The sequence below is a fragment of the Pedobacter antarcticus genome (assembly GCF_900103515.1).
In the GTDB taxonomy this organism is placed as follows: Bacteria; Bacteroidota; Bacteroidia; order Sphingobacteriales; family Sphingobacteriaceae; genus Pedobacter; species Pedobacter antarcticus.
The window spans coordinates 343,909-364,517 of the sequence record NZ_FNGZ01000002.1 but is presented as its reverse complement, the minus strand read 5'-3'; the positions used below and the strand labels follow the sequence as shown (position 1 = coordinate 364,517).

Annotated in this window: 13 protein-coding genes; 3 read left to right on the top strand and 10 right to left on the bottom strand. The window is 41.8% G+C overall.

Annotated elements, in window-relative coordinates; genetic code table 11:
• Positions 1 to 795, bottom strand: coding sequence for a uroporphyrinogen-III C-methyltransferase (gene cobA / locus BLR53_RS05195; protein WP_037438801.1), 795 nt, complete (start codon positions 793 to 795; stop codon positions 1 to 3).
• Positions 792 to 2,885 (bottom strand): HEPN domain-containing protein, encoded by a 2,094-nt coding sequence (locus BLR53_RS05190; RefSeq protein WP_074587783.1) that lies wholly within the window; start codon positions 2,883 to 2,885, stop codon positions 792 to 794. Before BLR53_RS05190 ends, cobA begins: the two co-directional genes overlap by 4 nt.
• Before the next feature lie 919 nt (positions 2,886 to 3,804).
• Between BLR53_RS05190 and BLR53_RS05180 the strand changes: the two genes are divergently transcribed.
• Complete coding sequence (locus BLR53_RS05180; RefSeq protein ID WP_081857471.1) at positions 3,805 to 4,605, top strand: murein L,D-transpeptidase catalytic domain family protein; 801 nt, start codon at positions 3,805 to 3,807, stop codon at positions 4,603 to 4,605.
• Positions 4,606 to 4,607: 2 nt separating this feature from the next.
• Here BLR53_RS05180 and BLR53_RS05175 read toward each other — a convergent pair whose 3' ends face one another.
• The 8 genes from BLR53_RS05175 to BLR53_RS05140 form a co-directional block, all read right to left on the bottom strand.
• Entirely contained in the window at positions 4,608 to 8,270 is a 3,663-nt protein-coding gene (locus BLR53_RS05175) for an SbcC/MukB-like Walker B domain-containing protein (RefSeq protein ID WP_074587779.1), read from the bottom strand.
• 27 nt (positions 8,271 to 8,297) lie between these two features.
• Complete coding sequence (locus tag BLR53_RS05170; RefSeq protein ID WP_074587775.1) at positions 8,298 to 9,521, bottom strand: exonuclease SbcCD subunit D C-terminal domain-containing protein; 1,224 nt, start codon at positions 9,519 to 9,521, stop codon at positions 8,298 to 8,300.
• 59 nt (positions 9,522 to 9,580) lie between these two features.
• Positions 9,581 to 9,994, bottom strand: coding sequence for a hypothetical protein (locus BLR53_RS05165; protein WP_074587771.1), 414 nt, complete (start codon positions 9,992 to 9,994; stop codon positions 9,581 to 9,583).
• A gap of 98 nt (positions 9,995 to 10,092) precedes the next feature.
• Positions 10,093 to 11,508, bottom strand: coding sequence for an efflux transporter outer membrane subunit (locus BLR53_RS05160; RefSeq protein ID WP_074587767.1), 1,416 nt, complete (start codon positions 11,506 to 11,508; stop codon positions 10,093 to 10,095).
• Between the two features lies 1 nt (position 11,509).
• Positions 11,510 to 14,674 carry an efflux RND transporter permease subunit gene (locus tag BLR53_RS05155; RefSeq protein ID WP_037438812.1) on the bottom strand — a complete coding sequence of 1,055 codons (3,165 nt, stop codon included), beginning with the start codon at positions 14,672 to 14,674 and terminating at the stop codon, positions 11,510 to 11,512.
• Positions 14,675 to 14,685: 11 nt separating this feature from the next.
• Positions 14,686 to 15,816: an efflux RND transporter periplasmic adaptor subunit gene (locus BLR53_RS05150; protein WP_037438814.1), complete on the bottom strand. Its 1,131-nt coding sequence runs from the start codon at positions 15,814 to 15,816 to the stop codon at positions 14,686 to 14,688.
• A gap of 201 nt (positions 15,817 to 16,017) precedes the next feature.
• A complete protein-coding gene (locus BLR53_RS05145) occupies positions 16,018 to 16,611 on the bottom strand; it encodes a TetR/AcrR family transcriptional regulator (protein WP_037438815.1) in 594 nt (197 codons plus the stop codon).
• A 227-nt stretch (positions 16,612 to 16,838) separates the two neighbouring features.
• On the bottom strand, positions 16,839 to 17,333 hold the full coding sequence (locus tag BLR53_RS05140; protein WP_051759661.1) for a DUF6702 family protein: 495 nt from the start codon (positions 17,331 to 17,333) through the stop codon (positions 16,839 to 16,841).
• Positions 17,334 to 17,438: 105 nt separating this feature from the next.
• On the opposite strand from BLR53_RS05140, the gene BLR53_RS05135 reads away from it, so the two are divergent.
• Both BLR53_RS05135 and BLR53_RS05130 read left to right on the top strand, forming a co-directional pair.
• Positions 17,439 to 19,805, top strand: coding sequence for a M1 family metallopeptidase (locus BLR53_RS05135; protein WP_074587762.1), 2,367 nt, complete (start codon positions 17,439 to 17,441; stop codon positions 19,803 to 19,805).
• 78 nt (positions 19,806 to 19,883) lie between these two features.
• Positions 19,884 to 20,609 carry a hypothetical protein gene (locus BLR53_RS05130; RefSeq protein ID WP_074587757.1) on the top strand — a complete coding sequence of 242 codons (726 nt, stop codon included), beginning with the start codon at positions 19,884 to 19,886 and terminating at the stop codon, positions 20,607 to 20,609.

Genomic DNA, 20,609 nt, shown 5'->3' with positions numbered 1-20,609 from the left:
TTAATTGATTTCTGTTTGAATGGTTTCGAAGAAATCTCTGATTGGCTGAAAATCCGGATGCAGAGACACAACTTCGCCCAATACAATAATCGCAGGAGCCGCAATGCGTTTTTCTTCCGCTACTTCCAGGATTGTATCTACAATACCTACAGCACATTTCTCCAAATCGGTACTTCCATTTTGAATTATAGCTACGGGTAGTCTGCTTTTGCCTTCCTGTTGGTATAACCTGACAATTTCTTTCAGTTTATTCATTCCCATAAGCACTACAACCGTTGCTTTAGTCCGGACAGCTTCATATAAATCGTTAGACATCGCTCCTGACGCTGTTGTGCCTGTTACCACCCAAAAGCTTTCACTCAAACCACGGTGTGTAACAGGAATCTGCTGTAATCCAGGAACTGCAATGGAGCTGGATAAGCCAGGTACTATTTTAACCGGTATATTATAACCTGCAGCGAAATTCATTTCCTCATATCCACGTCCGAAAACAAAGGGATCTCCACCTTTCAGCCTAACCACATGCCCGTAGTTTAAAGCATAATCTACCATCAGCTGATTAATTTCCTGCTGCGTACTGGAATGTTGCCCAGATCTTTTTCCTACGAATACCTTAACTGCACCTGGTTTTGCATAATCGAGCAGATCTTCATTGACGAGTGCATCGTAAAGAATTACATCTGCATCTCCCAGTGCTTTTGCACCTTTCATGGTAATCAGATCCGGATCTCCGGGACCTGCACCCACCAGGGTAATCCTGGGTTCCGGAATTTGTCTTTGACTGTCTAATTTCATGCTTTAACCTGCGCCTCCCTTTTCGCTCTTAATTCCTGATAAAATTCACCTGCTCCTTTTAAGTAGGCTGCCGCAAATTCTACACCTGGCTCATTTTTATTTATCTGCAGTACCAGATCTGAGAAAGTGCCTTCCAGCTTCACCTCTCCGGTAATGACAAAATTTGTATCAAATTCGCGAATGACACCGATTTGTGTACTCGCACTGATTCCTTTATCGAGTAATAACGCCTTGGCTGTGTTCACATAAACACTATAGGCATGATAAATTGCATCTGACCAAGCTCCAGCTTCAAATGCTTCTCTAGCCCAAAGTAGTTTTTCTTCTCCTTCAAATAATAGTGTCGCAACCAGATCAACAATTACTCCCGCACATTCTCCAACTCCAACGGCAGTTTGAAAGGTTTCTTCATGTCCCCAGTCTACATATTCTTCTGGAGTAAGTGTAGTTAGATCTGCAAGTGGTTTTAACAACTGATAGAAATAATCTTTGCCACTGAAGTCATAATATTCATGGAAACTTTTACCGGCAGCGTGTAGCTGGTAGTCTTCCAGAATAGTTCTTAAAACGTATTGAGCACGCTTGGTAGGCACTTTAATGACACGTTCTGCCACACGCCCTTCTCCATCTCCAACTGTTCCGCCACCAAGCATGACCTGAACTGCTGGTACGACCTGGCCATTTGCTTTTACTGAGCTTCCGTGAAAGCCAATATGTGCAAGTCCATGCTGTCCGCAGGAGTTCATACAACCACTTATTTTTATTTTAATGTCTTTATCATAAATCAAATCTGGAAATTCATCCTGTATCACTGTTTCCAGTACGACTGCCAATGACATGCTATTGGCTATGCCCAGGTTACAAGTGTCTGTTCCGGGGCAGGTAGTTACATCGGCAAGGCTATCAAAACCACTAACAGCAAAACCTAATTCCAGCAGATTATTGTACAGTGGCAGCAAACCATTTGCTCTTACGAATTTGAGCAGCAATCCCTGATTTTGCGTGATCCTGATTTCATCTGCCACATAAGGCCTGATTGCTTCTACCAGTAATCTGGCACGGTCGGTTTTAATATCCCCTACTGGTATTTTTAAATAAACTCCGTAAAAATTAGCTTGCTTCTGCTGGAAAACATTCGTGTCCAGCCATTGCTGATAATGAACCGGATCTGCAGGTTTCAATTCTGCATCCAGCGCAATTTCAGGCGGGGCTTCTGGTAATGGTACTAAATCACGATTAATCGGATATGTTCTGGATTTATTAGCAATTACTTCTTCCTCGATCAGTCTGGTTACTTCTTCCAGGCCTAACTTCTGAACCAGATATTTCATTCTTGCTTTATTCCTGTTACTGCGCTCTCCATAACGGTCAAAAACGCGTAGTACAGATTCTGTATAGGGAATGAGCTGGTCTTCCAGTAAAAATGTCTTTACCACACTTGCCAGAAATGGCTGTGCACCTAAACCTCCGGCAAACATAACTTTAAAGCCCCTGTTTCCCTGATCATCCAGTTTAGGTATAAAACCCAGATCATGAATATAGCTAAAGGCGGTATCTTTAGCGTTGGCTGAAAAAGAAATTTTAATCTTTCTACCCATCTCCTGACAAACCGGATTACGCAAGAAATACGCAAACGTAGCCTGCGCATAGGGAGACACGTCGAACAGCTCATCAGGATTGATTCCTGCGTCTGGGGAAGAAGTTACATTTCTGACCGTATTACCACAGGCTTCCCTTAAAGTAATATCGTCACGTTCCAGCTCTGCCCATAATTGCGGAGTCCTGTCCAAACTGACATAATGAATCTGAATATCCTGGCGTGTCGTGAGGTGGAGATTTCCACTTCCATATTCATCGGAAACATCTGCTATCCTTAAAAGCTGTTTAAAGGTAACTTTACCGAAGGGTAACTTAATCCTGACCATCTGTACACCCGGCTGTCTTTGCCCGTACACACCTCTGGCCAGACGAAGACTACGGAATTTTTCATCATGGATTTTTCCTTCTCTGAAGGCACGGATCTTCTGTTCAAGATCGATAATATCTTTTTCGACTACCGGATTTTCCAGCTCCGTTCTAAAACTCTGCATGTCAATAAATCTTGGTTATAGGTTGTTTTGTTCTGCGGTTTTTACCCCGCAATAACAAATATATAGATTCTATATAGAAATAGTAGTTTTAAATCAAAAAATTACGATAATCCGCATACACGCTGTATATCAGTGTATAACAAAATATCAATTAAATTTATTTGGTGCTTTAGAGTTGAGATAGGCGCAAACAGGTTAATATTTCCAATATGGGAGCTTTTAATTTTCTGTTGATTCTCTTCGGTGTTGATATACCCTTGCTTTACCCTTGCCATACCGTTGGGATACCCTTCCTTTACCCATTGGGTATCGCAAGGGTAAAGGAAGGGTATGGCAAGGGTATACCAACCAAGGACAGTATAAAAATAAAAAGGGGAAATAAAAAAAGGTTATTAAAAGCAAAAAACCCGGACATCCACCCGGGTTATTTCAATCAACTAAACCTAAACTTTAGAAAATACTAACCAAATATTATCTATCACAAAAGTAGATTCTCAATATTAAATCAAGATCAACAAGATGTTATAAAAAAACATGGTTTACTGGAATAAGCCTTCTATACTCATTGGTTTTGGTCAGTTATTTCAATCCATTTACCAAGTGTATCTGCCGATGCCTAAACAGTGTTAATAAGGTGGTTTTGTTTAAGTTTTGCAATTTGCCGATGAGCGGATAAAACTCGGATATCTGAAGCAACCGCGATCCGGCAAGAAAAAAAAACAAAAAATATACATTTCAAGAAATGTCGTCAAAATCACGTCTTAATGGACAATCAGTTCAATTTAAAACAAATTTCATCAGGTTATATCGGTCATTTCCACGTAATTATCGGACGTATCAAATTTTGAACTGTATTAATTTCGTTATATTGGTTAAACATTAAACAAAAGAAAGTTCAACAAAAACCAAATAATTGCTAATGAAAAAACACCTTTTAGGCGTAGCCGGCATGTTATTAGTAGCCATTGCTTTTTCAGTTATCAGCTGGGTTTCTCCAGTTCAACCTAAATTTCAGGTTAAAACTATTACAGAGGATGCACTTTATCAAACCTATGTAGCTAATAAGTACAAAAGTATTCACCTTCAGGATGCGGGATTAAGTGAAGAAGTATTTCAAAAAGCACTTACTGGATATTACAATCTTAAAAATACAGGTAAAGCTGGCAACGGGAAATCAATTCTGACAATTGCAGATTTTGATCAGAACAGCACGAAAAAACGGCTCTGGATTATAGATCTGGAAACAGACTCTTTATTGCTCCATACCTGGGTGGCACATGGTGAAAAAAGTGGTGGAGATTTAGCCACCCGTTTCTCGGATACGAACGATTCCAACGAAAGTAGTCTTGGTTTTTATGTGACTGCCGAAATTTACAGGGGCAAACACGGACGTTCATTAAGATTAGATGGTATGGACGAAGGTTATAATGCTAATGCCAGAAAACGCGCCATTGTAGTACATGGGGCTCCTTATGTGAGCCAGGCAACTATTAATGAACTGGGCAGGCTTGGCCGCAGTCATGGTTGCCCTGCAGTACCAGCAGAGCTAAGTGACCAGGTTATTAATACCATAGCAGGAAAAACCGTTATTTTTATTAATGGAAGTGCCCAGTCCTATGCCTCCAAATATCTTAATTCACATCTGGCTGCAAATGCAGTACTATCTGATAAAGACAGTACACTCACCGGAAAAAACACGGAATTAGCAGGAAGGATTTAGCTTTAAATCCTTCCTCCGCTAGTGATACTGATCCGGCTGCTGCCACCAGGCATTTTGGTTAATCTGATCTGCGTATTGATCCTTTCCTTCAGTGCTTCAACATGGGAAATTATGCCGATACTTTTTCCATTTGCCTGTAAGTTCTCCAGCGCAGTAATGGCTATATCCAGTGTTTCTGCATCCAGTGTTCCAAAGCCCTCGTCTATAAATAAGGAATTGATCTGTACTTTTTTACTCGCCAGATCGGACAAACCCAAGGCAAGACTCAAACTCACAAGGAAGCTTTCTCCTCCGGACAAAGTAGTCATCGGCCGAACAACGTCGGCCTGATAGCTGTCTGTGATCTGCAAGTCCAGATCTCGCTCCGGAGTTTTCAGAATCTGATAGCGATCACTTAACCGCAAAAGATGCCTGTTAGCTAATGCAGTCAGACGGGCCAGCGTTAGTCCCTGAGCAAATCTGCTGAACCGCTTACCATCAGCAGACCCGATTAGTGAAGAAAGTTTCGCAAAGCGTTCTGTTTCCGATGTTTGATGCTCCATTTGTAATACAACGGAAGCATGTTTTGCTTTCATTTCATCATCGTCTGACAGGATGCGGTTGACCTTAAATTTCTCTTCCAGAATTTGGATCAGACTTTCCTCCTGTTGCTGTAATTGAGGTATTATAAACTCTTTATCATGCGCAGTTAATTCTTTGGCCTTCTCCAATTCCAGCTCCTCTTGAGTAGCCCGCAACATACCTTCCATATTTGAAATTTGCTGTTGTAAGTCCCGAATAAGATGCTGCAATGCCGATGCCTCTTCTTCAGACAGAAAAAGAGACTCCAGCGCAGCTACCGAATCAATATCATCTTCGGCAAGGATGGTTAAAAATGCTGCTGTTTGCTTTTGATAATTATCTTTTAATGCCCCGGCAGTCTTTTTCAGATTTGCAGTCCGGTCTTCCAGCAGACGCAGAGCATCTTGTTTAGCACGTACCGAAGTTTGAAATTCTTCATATTCCTGCTGATATGATTTCAAAGTATTCCTGGCCTTTTCTCGTTCTGCCACAGGATCGCCCTGGCCAAATAGTGCGACTCGCCCGCTTCTCAATTTATCCAGGCTGAGTTTGTCATTGATCATCTGATCGTTGGCCAGTTCCAGATTTCTGTTTTTTTCCAGCAGCACAGATGCCATATGGAGCGCAGTACTTTCCAGCTGACCTAATTTTTGCTGAATTTGTTGGTATTCCTGGCCCTTGCGCGTAAAATACTGCAGGCGTTCTTCCATCTTCGGTATCAGTTCTCCTGCAGATGCAGTATCGGCACTTAATCCAAATGGCTTAACCAGCGCCTGTATTCCCTGTAAATACTCATCAAGCTGGATTCGGCTCTGCTTTAATTCTTTACTACATTCTTCCTCCCTGTCTGTTAGATATTTAATCTTAAGATTAGTTTGGGCCAGCTTATTCTGCGTTATAGTATATTGTTCTTTATGCTGGACAATCAGGAGTTCCTGGGCTTTTATCTCCTGTTGCTGCACTCTAATCTGAGCAAGTTCGGAAGCCTGTTCCTGCTGCTCTTGTTGTTTTTTCCGGCTTACAGCTTCTATGATTGATATTCGCTTGTAATCTAATGGTTTTGGTAAACGCAGATTAATTTCCTGAAACTCCCGCAGATTAGCTGCTAAGGTATTTTTACAATTTAACAGCTGCGTTGCTGTGTTCTTCAGTTCAAGCTGCCTGGTATTTAATTCTAAACCGATAGCGGAATGTTGCTGCCGGAATCTATTCGTTTGTTCCTGCTGCTGATTTCTCCGGGATAAAGCATCGCTCACCTTACCAATATAATGACCGTTTACAAAAGGATGGTCAAGGGAGCCGCATAAAGGACAGGGTTGTTCGGCTTGCAGTAATTGCCTGGCCGGCTCAAATTCCTGGACCTTTACCTCTAGTTCATAGATTGCCTGCAGAGACTCCAAAAGTTCCTGTGCTTTTGAAGTTTCTTTTTCCGCATCCTGAGAACGCCTGTGCAATTCTGAAACCTGTTTTTCATATCCGTTCTGTAGTACTTCCAACTGTACAGCTTCTTCTTCATTTTTAAGAATGGAAGCCGCAAGTTTTACCTGCTGCCCGACGAGCTCAATAATTAAAGGAAGCTTGCGCAGTTCTTCTTCCCTTTGTTCAATTGAAAAGTCTGCGATCAGATTAGTCAGGTTTGCCTGCATCTTGTTAAGCCCTCCAATTAGTTCCTGCTCGCCACCTGCGAGATCCTGAAGTCCTGATTGTAATGCAGAAGCAGCAACTTGCTGTTCTTGAAGTTCTTTTTGCTGATCAGAGCGCCGCTGTTCAAGGGAGGTGATTTGATGCTGATTTTTAGATAACTGGTCCTGTAACTGTTTACAAATCCCAAGTGCCTGGTCGAGCCCTTGATCGGCCTGATTAGCCTGAAGCCATTCTTTAATTTGTTCTGCCGCAGCTTTAATATCTTCCAGTTGCGCAGTAATTTGCTCCGCCTGCAACTGAAGATTGTTTCGTTCAGAAAGTATTTGATTAAAACCGGCAGCAGACAAATCACTCTGTTTTAAAGCGTGACCGATAGCCGTGTCTAGTTTAAAAACCTCTTCGATAATAGGTTCTAACCGTGATTGCTCGGTCTGCAACACCACCAGTTCTTCACTCTTGCGAACCAGGATCTCAGAAAGTACTGCTTGTTCCTGATTTAATGCAGGTAAATTGAGCGCTGACTGATCCAGTTCCTGTTCCATAGCTGATAGTTGAGTGGAAACACTCTGCAGTACCATTAAAGAGGGTTTGTGACGTAATGCTCCTTCATGCTTTTTTAACCGTACAAAGTCAGGCTCATTTATTTTTAATCTTTCCTTTGCTTGTTCAAGCAGATTGAACTGTTCTTTTTGCCGCAGGGTCAGTTTGTCGAGTTGATTAAGCCACTCAAGTTGTATCCGGGTCGAATTCAGCGCTTTTTTATGTTGTATCTCCTGTTTTAAAGTGTGCTCCAATGCCGTCGTATATTCTGCCCTGCTTTCTGCACTTAAGAGGTTTACATAGGAAAGCTGCTGCTGCAACTGTTCTAATTTTACTCTTTCAGTCCTGGCTTTTTCAAAAGCCGCGATGGAAATTTCGGAGTAAATACCGGTATCGGTAATTTTCTCCAGTAATTCACTCCTATCATTTTCATCGGCTTTGAGGAACCTCGTAAAATCTCCCTGCGATAAAATCACAGCACGCAAAAACTGGCTGTAATCTAATCCGCAGATCTTAACAATGATATCTTTTACTTCCTGTAAGGGATGTTCGGCAATTATTTTTCCGCTTTCTACTTCTGCCACTTCCATCTTTGGCGTCTGCAATTGTCCGTCTGCTTTTCCTCTCGCCCGCCTAACCGACCATCTTGATCTGTAAAGCACTTGTTGTACTTCAAATTCGACCTCTGCATAGGATTCTGCAGTATGCCGGGTCATGATTTCGAATGCATCTTTCTGATGCCGGTGGACGCGGCCATAAAGTGCTACTGTAATGGCGTCTAAAAGCGTAGTTTTACCGGCACCGGTAGGTCCGGTTATGGCAAAAATACCCGCCTGGTCCAAAGGAAACTGGTCAAAACGGATCTCATGCGTTCCTTTTAGCGAATTGAGGTTAAGAAATCTGATAGCAGTAATTTTCATTGGGGGATCTTTCTTTTTTCGGTTTCCTTACTCCTGTTCTTTTTCCTGCATATAGGACATCACCTGTTTGAATGTATCCAGCAGCCCGGTATGATCTTCTCCCGGATAAGCAGATTCACATTTTCTTTCGAAAACAGTTTCGGGATTCAGTTCGTTCAGTGCTGCGAGCTCTTCAGTTTGTTCGTTGAGGTTCTTCATTGCTCCAGTTCTTACCTGGCGAATAAACAAGCGCTCTATATGACTGTTTCCAGCTATCAGTGTCTGAAGTTCATCTTCCAGTTCATAAATAAAAGAGTTTGTTTCCACTTGAATTTCAATCCAGGCCGGAAAAAGTGCAACCGTATTCTCTACCTGGGTCAACTTATTTTTTACATGCACTAAATCTCCTTTAATGCGTAGTAATCTTCGGGTACACGGTACTTCTATTTCTTCGATGACGGTTAGAGCCGGGCCTTCAAATTCAATAACTATGACGATCTTACGGTCAGAGGTTTCGGAAAAACTCAAAGGAATTGGCGAACCAGAATACCGGATATGATTTACCTGATTTATTTTTTGCGGCCGGTGTATATGGCCCAGCGCCACATAATCAAATGCTTCAGGAAACTGGTCTGCACCAACCTGTCCAAGATTACCTACATGAATTTCTTTTTCACTGTCTGATGTACTGGAGCCCGCGGCAAATAAGTGTCCAGTAGCAATTACTGGTATTCCCTGGTTTTTAAACGGGGTAATATGGGGGATAAAGCGGTGATAGTGGTCGGTTATTCCCTGTTTAAGTCTCTGTTCACGCTCCAGTGTCGTTTCACCAGCAATGGACAACCGGATGTCACGGTCTCTGAGAAATGGCGCAGCACAAACCAGAAGCGCGGGTTCGCCTGCTTCATTATTAATTTGAATAATCTGGTCTGTGAACTCTTCCGGAACTCCTCCGACAATATGTACATTAAAGTATTTGAGGAGTGATTGAGGCGCATTGAGCGTACTAATTGAATCGTGGTTTCCTCCTATAATAATGACCTCTTCACAGCAGGTATCTTTTACCTTACGTAAAAATGCGTAGTAAAGCTCCAAAGCCGTATTTGAGGGGCTGCCAGTATCAAAAATATCACCTGCAATAATTAAAACGTCGATGCGCTGCGCATCCAGTGTAAGGATAAGCCAGTCCAGAAAAGCCTGATGCTCATCTGTACGTTCACTCTGTTCCAGTCTTTTTCCTAAATGCCAATCGGCAGTGTGCAGAATTCTCATTGTCGAGGCTAATTTAAGGAATTAATCAGACAGACAATGACCGCCGCAAAAGCTTATATCTATTTTCGGTTTATAGAAATTACACTGTCAACCACATATTCGCTTACGCCTCTCCAGGGCAATGGATTCAGATACTCTTTATAATGTAATTCTAAATCTGCGCCTGCGCTGTTATTTAGCTGATCGGCAACTTTCTGGTCTGATACCGAAAACATGAATTCATTTGAAGCGATATTTCCGGGTGCCTGGGAACGAATACCAGTCTGGATCAAACGCCCCTCACTAGTTTTAAACAGGTATCCTTTTTTAACGAAATAATTAAGCTGTCCGGCTTTGACTCCTTCACCGAAAACAAAATAATAACGGTAATATAAAAATCCCGATAACACGACGAGCATAACCAGAGTTATGGTAATCCAGATTTTGCTTCTGGATTTTGGTGGATTATTTTCAAAAGTAGTTTTTGGCTCCATAGCTCATTTTCAGAAGCTTTGTTCAAAAAGTGTTCCATAAAACAAAAAAACCGGATGCTTCTACTGCATCCGGTTTTTGTTTTCATTTGTGATCTGGCTTATTTCCAGCCTCCACCCAAGGCTCGGTATAAACCAATATGTGCCTGTAAGCGGGCCATTTTAAGACTAGCCAATTCCAATTCACTCTGCAATGCATTTCGCTGAGCATTAATCACTTCCAGGTAATCTGCTTTACCGCTGTTAAATAATAGATCTGCATTTTTCAACGCTACCCTGGCTAAGCCTACACGCTGTGCAGTTAATTGGTATTGCTGCTGCAGTTTGTCTGTTTTCACCAATTCATCGGTAACTTCGGCAACAGCTTCCAGTACGGTACTTCTGAATTTAAGTACTACGGCTTCCCTGTCTTTCAGTGCCAGTTCATACTGTGTTTTCAGTTCTCTGCGTTGAAAAATGGGCTGGGTTAATCCGCCTGCCAGGTTTCCGAATAAGGAAGCCGGTATGTTTAACCAGTTACTCGCCTTAAAGGAATTCAGACCTCCGTTTGCACTCAAAACGAGTGAAGGATACATGCTTGCTTTAGTATATCCTGCTTTTGCATTCGCTTTAACAAGCTCTAGTTCCGCTTGTTTCACATCCGGACGAAGGCTTAACATTTCGGCAGGAACACCAGTCACTTTACTACTGTCCACAGGAATATTTTCTAATCTGTTTATCCTGTTCATTTTACCAGGGAAACGACCAGTAAGTACATGCAATGCATTTTCTGCCAGTGCAGCTTGTTGTTCCAGATTCGGGATAAGTGCCGAAGCCGTTAATTGCTGATCTGCCGCCTGCTGAACAGCTAATGAAGTAAGCTGCCCTGCTTCAAACTTCATCTTAATAATCCGTAATGTATTGGTATTAAGTGCCAGATTTTTGCGGGCAGTTTCTAATTGTGTATCCAGCATCAGCAGGTTGTAATAAATCGTTGCAACCTGGGAAACAAGCCTGGTCTGTACTGCTTTTCTTGCTTCTGCAGATTGCAGATAAGTAGCTGCAGCGGCATTTTTTTGCTGAGATAATTTACCCCAGATATCTGCTTCCCAGCTCAGACCTGCTGCCAGGTTATAATCTTCAATGTGTGAACTACCGATAAACTGCGACATCGTTACGCCATTCAGACTATGGTCTGAGGGTCTGCTGGTGTTCGCATTAACCTGTAAACTCAATTGAGGAATATTTCTGAAGGACTGCTGTTTCAGCAAGATGCCGGCAGCCTCCATATTTTTCATGGCAATTTGCAAATCGTAATTCTTTTTGATTGCCGTATCAATCAGCGACAGCAATTCAGGTTCATTAAAGATTTCGGTATAAGACAATGATGCTATACCGGAAACCTGTGAACTGTCTGCGCCCTGAAATTGTGCGGGAGTGGTATGCTCAGGCAGCGCGACATCGCGTGACACTTTGCAACTAGCCAGCAAAAGTACTGCGGTCAATACAAAAAGGGTATATTTTGAATACAGTTTCATATTATGGATGTTTAATAGCTAAAGTTTCCGAACTGATATGGTCTGCTTTTCCGCTGACCTTTTCATGCAGGAATTGAAAAATGACAAATAAAACCGGGATGATTAACAGACCGAAGATTACCCCACTCAACATCCCTCCGGCTGCACCTATACTAATAGAGTGATTTCCAAGAGCCGATGGACCGGTTGCCTGCATCATCGGTACCATACCGGCAATAAATGCGAGTGAAGTCATGATAATTGGCCTCAACCTGAGTTTCGCCGCTTCAAGAGCCGCTGATACTAATGATTTACCTGCTTTTCTACGCTGAACAGCGAACTCTATAATCAGAATCGCATTTTTGGCGAGCAAACCGATTAGCATAACCAAGGCTACCTGTACATAGATGTTATTGGCAATACCTGTTAATCCGATAGCGACAAATACACCGAATACACCTGTTGGGATAGAAAGGATAACCGCCAAAGGCAGGATGTAACTTTCGTATTGAGCCGATAACAAGAAGTAAACGAATACAAGACATAACAGGAAGATAATTACTGACTGTCCACCTGAACTGATCTCCTCTCTGGTCAGACCAGAAAATTCATAGGCGAAACCAGATGGCAGTTCCTTCGCTGCTACTTCTTCAACTGCACGGATAGCATCACCTGAACTGTAGCCTGGTTTGGCAATCGCATTTATACCGATTGAATTAAACATGTTATATCTGGATGCAGTCTCGGTGCCATATACCCTTTCCAAACGAACCAATGTACTTACAGGAACGGGCTCACCATCTCTGTTTTTAACAAATACACCATCTAGCGCTGATGGATCTGCACGATCTGCAATATCTGCCTGCACCATAACACGATAATATTTACCGAAACGGTTGAAGTCGGAGGCTTGTGATGAACCAAAATAAGTCTGCATAGTTTGCAGTACTTCTTTAACCGATACATTTAACTGCTCAGCTTTAGCTTCATCCAGATGCAGCTCCAATTGCGGATAATCTGCCTTAAATGAAGTGAAGGCTACAGCAATCTCAGGACGCTTCATCAGTTCAGCAATAAAATGATTACCTACTTTACTGAATTTGTCCAGTTTTCCACCAGTTTTATCCTGCAGAACCATATCTAATCCGTCGACATTACTAAAACCAGGAACCGTTGGGAAAGTAAACACAAAGAAACTGGCGCCCTTAATTAATGCTAATTTAGCATTCACAATACCCATAATCTCATTGATATCTTTGACTTTACCACGTTCTTCAGTCGGTTTCAATAAGATGAATGAAGCGCCTGCGGATGGACTGGTAGAACTTGTAAGCAAGTTAAAACCTGCCAGAGAGTTATATAATTTAGTGAACTCTAACGGTCTCAAAAGGTCTTCAGCTTCTTTCATGGCTGCTGCAGACCTATCCAATGAAGCACCGGCTGGCATAGTCATCGAAATAGCAATAAAGCCCTGATCTTCTGAAGGAATAAACCCTGTAGGAGTCTTTCTAACCATCCAGATCGTCGCCAGAATAACAATAGCCAGACCGCCCATACTTACCCACTTGGCTCTGATCAGGAATTGAAGACTTTTCATATAACGGTTGGTCATCGTATCAAATCCAGCGTTAAATGAGTTGAAGAACCTGGTTTTAAAGTTTGGATTTTCTACCTCACCACCTTTAACCTGATGTTTTAAGAACAGCGCACATAAAGCGGGGCTCAATGTTAACGCGTTAATCGCAGAAATTACAATCGCAATTGCCAGTGTAAATGCAAACTGCCGGTAGAATAATCCTGTAGACCCTTCCATAAAACCGACAGGTAAGAATACCGCACTCATAACCAATGTTATGGAAATAATCGCACCGGTAATTTCATGCATAGCAGATACTGTCGCCGCTTTAGGTGCAAGATGCTGATGCTCCATTTTCGCATGCACGGCCTCGACGACGACAATCGCATCATCGACCACAATACCAATAGCAAGTACCAGGGCAAAGAGTGTCAGCAAATTGATAGAGAAACCAAATACTTGCATCAGGAAGAAAGTTCCCAATATCGCTACCGGCACTGCAATAGCCGGAATCAGCGTGGATCGGAAATCCTGAAGGAACAAGAAAACTACAATGAATACCAGGATAAAAGCTTCTATCAGTGTATGAATTACCTGATTTATACTTTGATCCAGTGCTACTTTTGTACTATAAAGGATATCATACTTTACGCCTTTTGGAAAATCTTTTTCTGCTTTTTTCATGAATTCCATAATTGCGATCTGAATCTCATTCGCATTGGAACCACTTAATTGCTGAATACCGATATTCATACCGGCTTTACCGTTTATACGGGTCTGGCTACCGTAAGTGTAAGCACCAAATTCTACTCTCGCAACATCCCTTAAGCGCAGGAATGAGCCATCGGAATTTGCCCGGATAATCATATTTTCGTATTCTTCGGGTTTATTTAATTTCCCTTTATACTTAATTACATATTCAAAGGCATTCTTACTGCTCTCACCAAATTTACCCGGTGCAGCTTCTAAGTTTTTGTCTTTAATCGCCGCCATTACTTCGTTAGGAGTAAGCTGATAAGTAGACATTTGTGCAGGGTTTAACCATACACGCATAGAGTAGTCTTTATTACCGCCAAAAATTGCTGCCTGCCCTACTCCAGGAATCCGTTTAATTTCGGGAACAAGGTTGATTGCTGCATAATTGGCCAGGAATGTCTGATCGTAGCTTTGCTCATTCTCGGTATACATATCGAGTACCATGATCAAACTGTTCTGTTGTTTTGCCGTGGTCACACCAGCCTGAATTACTTCTGCAGGAAGCTGACTGGTCGCTTGTGAAACCCGGTTCTGTACGTTAACCGCAGCTTGATCCGGATCTGTACCCAGCTTAAAATAAACAGTAATAACCAGGGAACCATCGTTACTCGCTGTTGAGCTCATATAGCTCATATTTTCAACCCCGTTGATAGATTCTTCCAACGAGGGTGCCACAGACCGCAGCACAGTCTCCGCATTCGCACCGGGATACAAGGCAGTTACCTGTACGGCCGGGGGGGCAATATCCGGAAACTGCTGCAAGGGTAATCTGCTTAAACCCAGTATACCGAGTATAACCAGCAGAATCGAGATTACTGTTGCAAGAACAGGTCTGTCTATAAATTTCTTAAACATAATTTCGTGAATTAATTCAATGCGGTTTGTTTGTCTTTGGAGACTTGTTCCGGTTGGATATGATCTCCTTCTTTGAGTTTGTCAATGCCGTCGAAGACGATTCTGTCTCCTTTTTTCAGACCGGACTGGACGAGATAATTTGTTCCGCTGGCTCCAATTATCTGAATTGGTTGCTTGCTAACCTGGTTTTTGGCATCGACCGTGAATACGAACAATTTGTCCTGTACTTCAACAGTAGAAGCCTGAGGCACCATTACCGTGTAACCATGCTTCTTACCTAATCTAATGCGCCCGGTATTTCCCGATTTCAACACACCCGCTTCGTTTGGAAAAGTAGCTCTCAGTGTAATGGATCCTGTTTGTCGGTTAAACTGTCCATCTACCATATCAATTCTACCCTGGCTTGTATAGGCAGATTTATCTGCCAGAATCAGTGACACCTTTGGCATATTTTTAAAACGTTCTGCTGCGTCTTTTCCCTGATATTTAGAGTTAAAGTCTATATAATCATCTTCACCTAAAGAGAAGTAAGCATAAACCTCATGCGCATCGGAGATCGTAGTTAAGGCCATTGCATCGCTTACACCTACCAAACTTCCTTGTTTTTTCGGCAATCTGCCAATGAAACCCGAAACCGGCGCTGCGATAGTGGTATAACCAAGATTGATTTTGGCGGCTTCAACGCCTGCTCTTGCTTGTTCCGTATTAGCTTTGGCTAATTGTTCGGCAGCCATCGCTGTTTTTAATTGAAAGTCTGAAACAACCTGATTGCTCACCAGTGGTTTTAGCTTTTCAACTTCTAGCTTTGCACTGACCAATGCTGCTTCTGCGGCCTGGTAAGTTGCTTTAGCAGTGTTTAATGCTTCCCGGAAAGGTAAAGGGCTAATTTGAAATAAGGGTTGCCCTTTTGTTACCCTCGCACCTTCTGCGACATAAATTTTGTCAAGGATTCCGGATACCTGAGGGCGGATATCTATATCTGAGACCCCCTGAACTGAAGCCGGATATTCCACATAGGTGGTTTCATCGGATTCGTTTAATGTAATTACCGGAAATGCCTGTGCAGGTGCCGGTGCGTTGTTTTGCTGGTTGCCTGAACAACCGGCAATAAATAATGCTATAAGTAAAATTGAAGATTTCATAACAATGATTAACTGTTTAACAGTGTTAAGTGAATGGATAAAAAATAGTGGAAGAAAAAGAGGATTAAGGAGACATTCTATCGAAGTAAAGTTATTTAACGTCGTTAAGTGATTAGCGGTAAAAAAACTGTTAATTGACTCCCAAAAGCATTTAAGCTCATAAGTTTATTTAACAGCGTTAGATATTTGGGTAAAAAATTTTTAGTCGTTTATAGTATTAATAATTCCATGAATAGCATCCTTTAAAATATGCTGGTTCATTTCATCTCCGGTACCTTTATTTAAAAGGTTAATGGAAATCAGTCCATGAATGATAGACCAGAATGTATAATATTTTCTACAGATCATATCCGGCGTTGGTTTAACCATCAGTTCGGAAATTGTATCGTTAATTATTTTTGCGGATGCTATTGCTTCAGGAAGCGCTTTCTTCTGCTCACAACAGACCATATCAACACCGTACATTAACTGATATAACTGTGTCTGTGAAAATGCAAAATTCCAGTAAGCCATCCAGATAGCTTCCAATTGTAAGTCTGGTTCCGTCTGAGCAGCTTTCGCACTCCGAACATCCTGCAAAAGTAACTGATGCCCGATCCGGGTTAGTTCAAATAGTATCCCCTCTTTATTAGCGAAGTATTCATAAATTATAGGAGCAGTGTATTCAATCTTATCTGCAATTTTTCGCATACTTAAGGCCTGCCAGCCATCTTCCCTGACAATCTGCAAAGCAGCGTCCAGGATATTTGATCTGGTTTCTTCCTTAATTCTTTGAATTCTTTCTTTGCTTCCCATAATTAAGTTTGTCCTTATATGATTAAAGTGATAAACTATTTAACAGCGTTAAGCAAATGTAAAAGTAATTTGAATATTGAGCATCAGCGAACTGTCAAAAAACGCTAACACCCTGTAAACATTAACGTTGCGTTTGATTTATTTTCAAAAATAACGCTTGTAGCAGCGATAATTTAATTTGGTGACCAGGGCTTGAAGCGAAATAACGTGATTTTTTGCTCGGTTTATCAGAATGTTGTGAGTAGTTTTTTAGAAGGATAATCAAGTTTAGCACTTTTACGTTTACCCTGACAAGTGATATGGAAGATATTAACCTGATCATTGAAAAGGTCGTATAGAATAGTGCTGCTTGTTTCCAGCGACCGGATATTTTTTACAGGTTCTGACTCCAAATAAACGATGACGGCTTCGTTGTCGTTTTCATAGCCAATATAGTTAAGCTTAATATTCGTGGCATTTGCTGCCAGCTGTAAATGTGCAAGCAGGTATTTTCCGACTACCGCATCCATATCCTTGTGCCTTACAGGCTTGATCAGATCTGCTTTTATTTTATAATTCCTGCTCAGAATATCTTCAAAATCGTCGGTGAAAATTCTGCAGCTGATTTCCAGTCTTCCGGTTTTTATATTTTGGTTGATTTCTGTAGAACTCAGGTGCAACGGATGCCGCAAGGCTGCAGCTCCTTTATTTAGAGGCGCTTCAGCATTTAAATTGAAGAACATGTAACAAATTAGCAGACATTGCCTGACGATTAATAACATAGAAACATTTAATTTTTCGAATACAAAAAAACGGTTTAAATTTAGACTTTCAACATAAATCTTCAAATGAACAAATCTTTAACCGCGCTGCTCCTGCTTGGCTCTTCTCTGCAGTATGCCAATGCTCAGAATATTCAGAATAATCCCGGCAGTAATCACGGAAACAAATTTGAACAGCTGGGTACTATACTAACCACGCCAAATGAACAGCGTACGGCAAGTGGCGCTCCTGGTGCAAAATATTGGCAGCAAAGGGCCGATTATGATATTAAATGTTCATTAGATGAAGTGAATCAGATCCTTACCGGTTCTGAAAAGGTTACTTATTTTAACCACTCCCCTGACGAGCTTTCCTATATCTGGCTGCAGCTGGACGAAAATGAGCATAATAATCTGCGTAACGCAAATTATCAAAGCAGTACGAACATGCCTGAAATGACCACAACCCGGGCTATAGAAAAAGCAGTAATCACACAGACTGATAATGGTCTTGGGATCCAAATACAAAAGATTACTGATGCTGCAGGTAAGGATATCAGCTATACAATTAACAAAACAATGATGCGGGTGGATCTGCCGGTACCGTTAAAACCTGGCCAGCAGTTTGTGTTTAATGTGAACTGGAAGTATAAAATTAGTGACCGCATGGTTGAGGGCGGCCGTGGTGGTTACGAGTATTTCCCTGAAGATGGGAACTATTTGTTTACGATGGCTCAATGGTTCCCTAGATTATGCGTTTATAGTGATTTTCAGGGTTGGCAGCATCATCAGTTCACAGGTAGAGGCGAGTTTGCCTTAACTTTTGGTAATTATAAAGTGCAGATTACAGTTCCTGCAGATCATATTGTTGGTGGTACCGGTGAATGTATGAATTACTCCGGCGTGCTGAATCCTGCACAACTCTCCAGATATAATCAGGCAAAAACAGCGAAGGAACCTGTAGAAATTGTAACGCTCGACGAGGCTAAAAAAGCTGAAGGTGTAAAAAACAAGGCTACTAAAACCTGGGTATTCCAGGCTAATGATGTCAGGGATTTTGCCTGGACTTCTTCACGTAAATTTATATGGGATGCCATGGCACAGCCTGTAGAGGGTAAGTCTGTAATGTGTATGAGTTTCTATGGTAAGGAAGCCTATAATTTATATAAACCTTATTCGACAAAAGCTATTGCCCATACCGTAAAAACATATTCGGATTTCACTTTCCCTTATCCATACCCTGTTGCACAAAGCGTAGAGGCGGCCAACGGAATGGAATATCCAATGATCTGTTTTAACTACGGCAGAACAGAAAAAGACGGCACCTACAGCGAAAGTTCCAAAAATGGAATGCTCGGTGTAATTATTCATGAAGTGGGGCATAACTTCTTCCCGATGATCGTTAACAGCGACGAGCGTCAGTGGAGCTGGATGGATGAAGGCTTAAACTCTTTCCTTGAATATCTTACAGAGGAACTTTGGGATAATAAATTTCCAGTTAAAAAAGGCCCTGCCTACACGATAGTTGATTATATGAAATTACCAAAAGATCAGCTGGAACCAATTATGACCAATTCCGAAAACATTGTTCGCTTTGGCCCAAATGCTTATTCTAAGCCGGCTACGGGTTTAAATATCCTGAGGGAAACTATTATGGGCAGGGAGTTGTTCGACTACGCTTTTAAACAATATGCAAAGCGATGGGCTTTCAAACACCCGACTCCAGCAGATTTCTTCCGTACCATGGAGGATGCAAGTGGTGAAGATCTGGATTGGTTCTGGAGAGGATGGTTCTACGGCACCGACCCATGCGACATTGCTCTTGATGAAGTTAAATTTGCTAAAGCGGATGTGAATGCAAAACCTGGCTCACCAAACGTTAAAATGGTTAAACTAGACCGTCCGCAGGTAAATGTTTTCGAAGATATTTCCAAAATTAGAAACCGTGAAGACAAGAAGATTAGCTTCTACACAGACCGTGATAAAAAAACACAGGATTTCTACTGGAGATATGACCGTGGTCTTGAAAAAGTTGACGATACGGAACGTAAGCGCGAAATCCCATTCCCCTATGAAACATTGAGTGAGGAAGATAAAGCGAAGTATGCAGGTAAATTCTTCTACGAATTGTCTTTTAGCAACAAGGGTGGCCTTGTCATGCCTGTCATCGTAGAATTTACTTTTGCAGACGGCAGCAAAATGATGGACCGGATCCCTGCACAAATCTGGCGTCTGGATGAGCAGAAGGCCTCAAAATTCTATGTCCTTGATCAGGAGATTGCGTCTATTCAGCTCGACCCTATGCGCGAAACTGCAGATATCGACGAAAGTAACAATACCTGGGGCGGTAAAGCAAAAGCTTCTAAATTTGATTTATTCAAACAAAAAAGTGCAGCGGCCAGAGGCCAGTCAGTAGGATCTAATCCTATGCAACAGGCCCGCGCAGGTCAATAAAAAATCTGTATACAGATACAGGCTGGATGGAAACTCATCCGGCCTTTTTTGTAATATTGCAGATTAAATATTTTATCCTTGAAAAATTTAGTACTCAGCACATTTCTTCTTCTCTTTTACTTTTCTTCACCAGCGCAGCAAAAGAGTGAGACAAATCTGATTCCCTCCTGGAAAATCAGTTATAACCTGGATTATGGTACTCCTGCTATAGAAAGTAAAGATACCCCTGGTGATACTGAAAAAGATCTGCTACTCAAGCTTTCTGCTGCCCTTTCGGGAAGTGCGGAAGGGGAATCTCCGCTGACTTGTTATATTAGCAATACCTATATCCGGGTGGAGCAAATGGGGCTAGGTGGTGGCATAACACTTGCCGATAAAAGGGACACCTTAAGCTACATGTTGGACACCCTGGAAAAAACGGTTACCAGCTATCCGGCTGAAATGCCCAATCTGCAAATTCAGGAGTTGGGAGACAGTGTCGCCGTCCTCAGTACAGATGACCTGCGGATTCATCTGACAGCAGACACAATGACTATAGCAGGTATGCATTGCAAAAAAGCAGTCTTTCAGCATCCCGAGAAAGAGGAATATAAAATTAATGTATGGTACACCACTGAGCTTCCTACTCTTTACTGGCAAAAATACAGCTATCTGAAAGCCGTCCCGGGATGTGCCCTGGCTATTACTACAAAAAGTGGTAATCTTGAAATAGGTATTAAAGCCCAGCGGATAGAAAAACTGGACATCCCTGAAAAGTTCTTTCTTCCTCCTGCTGATTATACATTAAATACTTACACCTTTTAA

Excerpts from the sequence above, each read along its gene's own strand:
- cobA (WP_037438801.1), bottom strand. The coding sequence starts at position 795 with ATGAAATTAGACAGTCAAAGACAAATTCCGGAACCCAGGATTACCCTG.
- BLR53_RS05190 (WP_074587783.1), bottom strand. The coding sequence starts at position 2,885 with ATGCAGAGTTTTAGAACGGAGCTGGAAAATCCGGTAGTCGAAAAAGAT.
- BLR53_RS05180 (WP_081857471.1), top strand. The coding sequence starts at position 3,805 with ATGAAAAAACACCTTTTAGGCGTAGCCGGCATGTTATTAGTAGCCATT.
- BLR53_RS05175 (WP_074587779.1), bottom strand. The coding sequence starts at position 8,270 with ATGAAAATTACTGCTATCAGATTTCTTAACCTCAATTCGCTAAAAGGA.
- BLR53_RS05170 (WP_074587775.1), bottom strand. The coding sequence starts at position 9,521 with ATGAGAATTCTGCACACTGCCGATTGGCATTTAGGAAAAAGACTGGAA.
- BLR53_RS05165 (WP_074587771.1), bottom strand. The coding sequence starts at position 9,994 with ATGGAGCCAAAAACTACTTTTGAAAATAATCCACCAAAATCCAGAAGC.
- BLR53_RS05160 (WP_074587767.1), bottom strand. The coding sequence starts at position 11,508 with ATGAAACTGTATTCAAAATATACCCTTTTTGTATTGACCGCAGTACTT.
- BLR53_RS05155 (WP_037438812.1), bottom strand. The coding sequence starts at position 14,674 with ATGTTTAAGAAATTTATAGACAGACCTGTTCTTGCAACAGTAATCTCG.
- BLR53_RS05150 (WP_037438814.1), bottom strand. The coding sequence starts at position 15,816 with ATGAAATCTTCAATTTTACTTATAGCATTATTTATTGCCGGTTGTTCA.
- BLR53_RS05145 (WP_037438815.1), bottom strand. The coding sequence starts at position 16,611 with ATGGGAAGCAAAGAAAGAATTCAAAGAATTAAGGAAGAAACCAGATCA.
- BLR53_RS05140 (WP_051759661.1), bottom strand. The coding sequence starts at position 17,333 with ATGTTCTTCAATTTAAATGCTGAAGCGCCTCTAAATAAAGGAGCTGCA.
- BLR53_RS05135 (WP_074587762.1), top strand. The coding sequence starts at position 17,439 with ATGAACAAATCTTTAACCGCGCTGCTCCTGCTTGGCTCTTCTCTGCAG.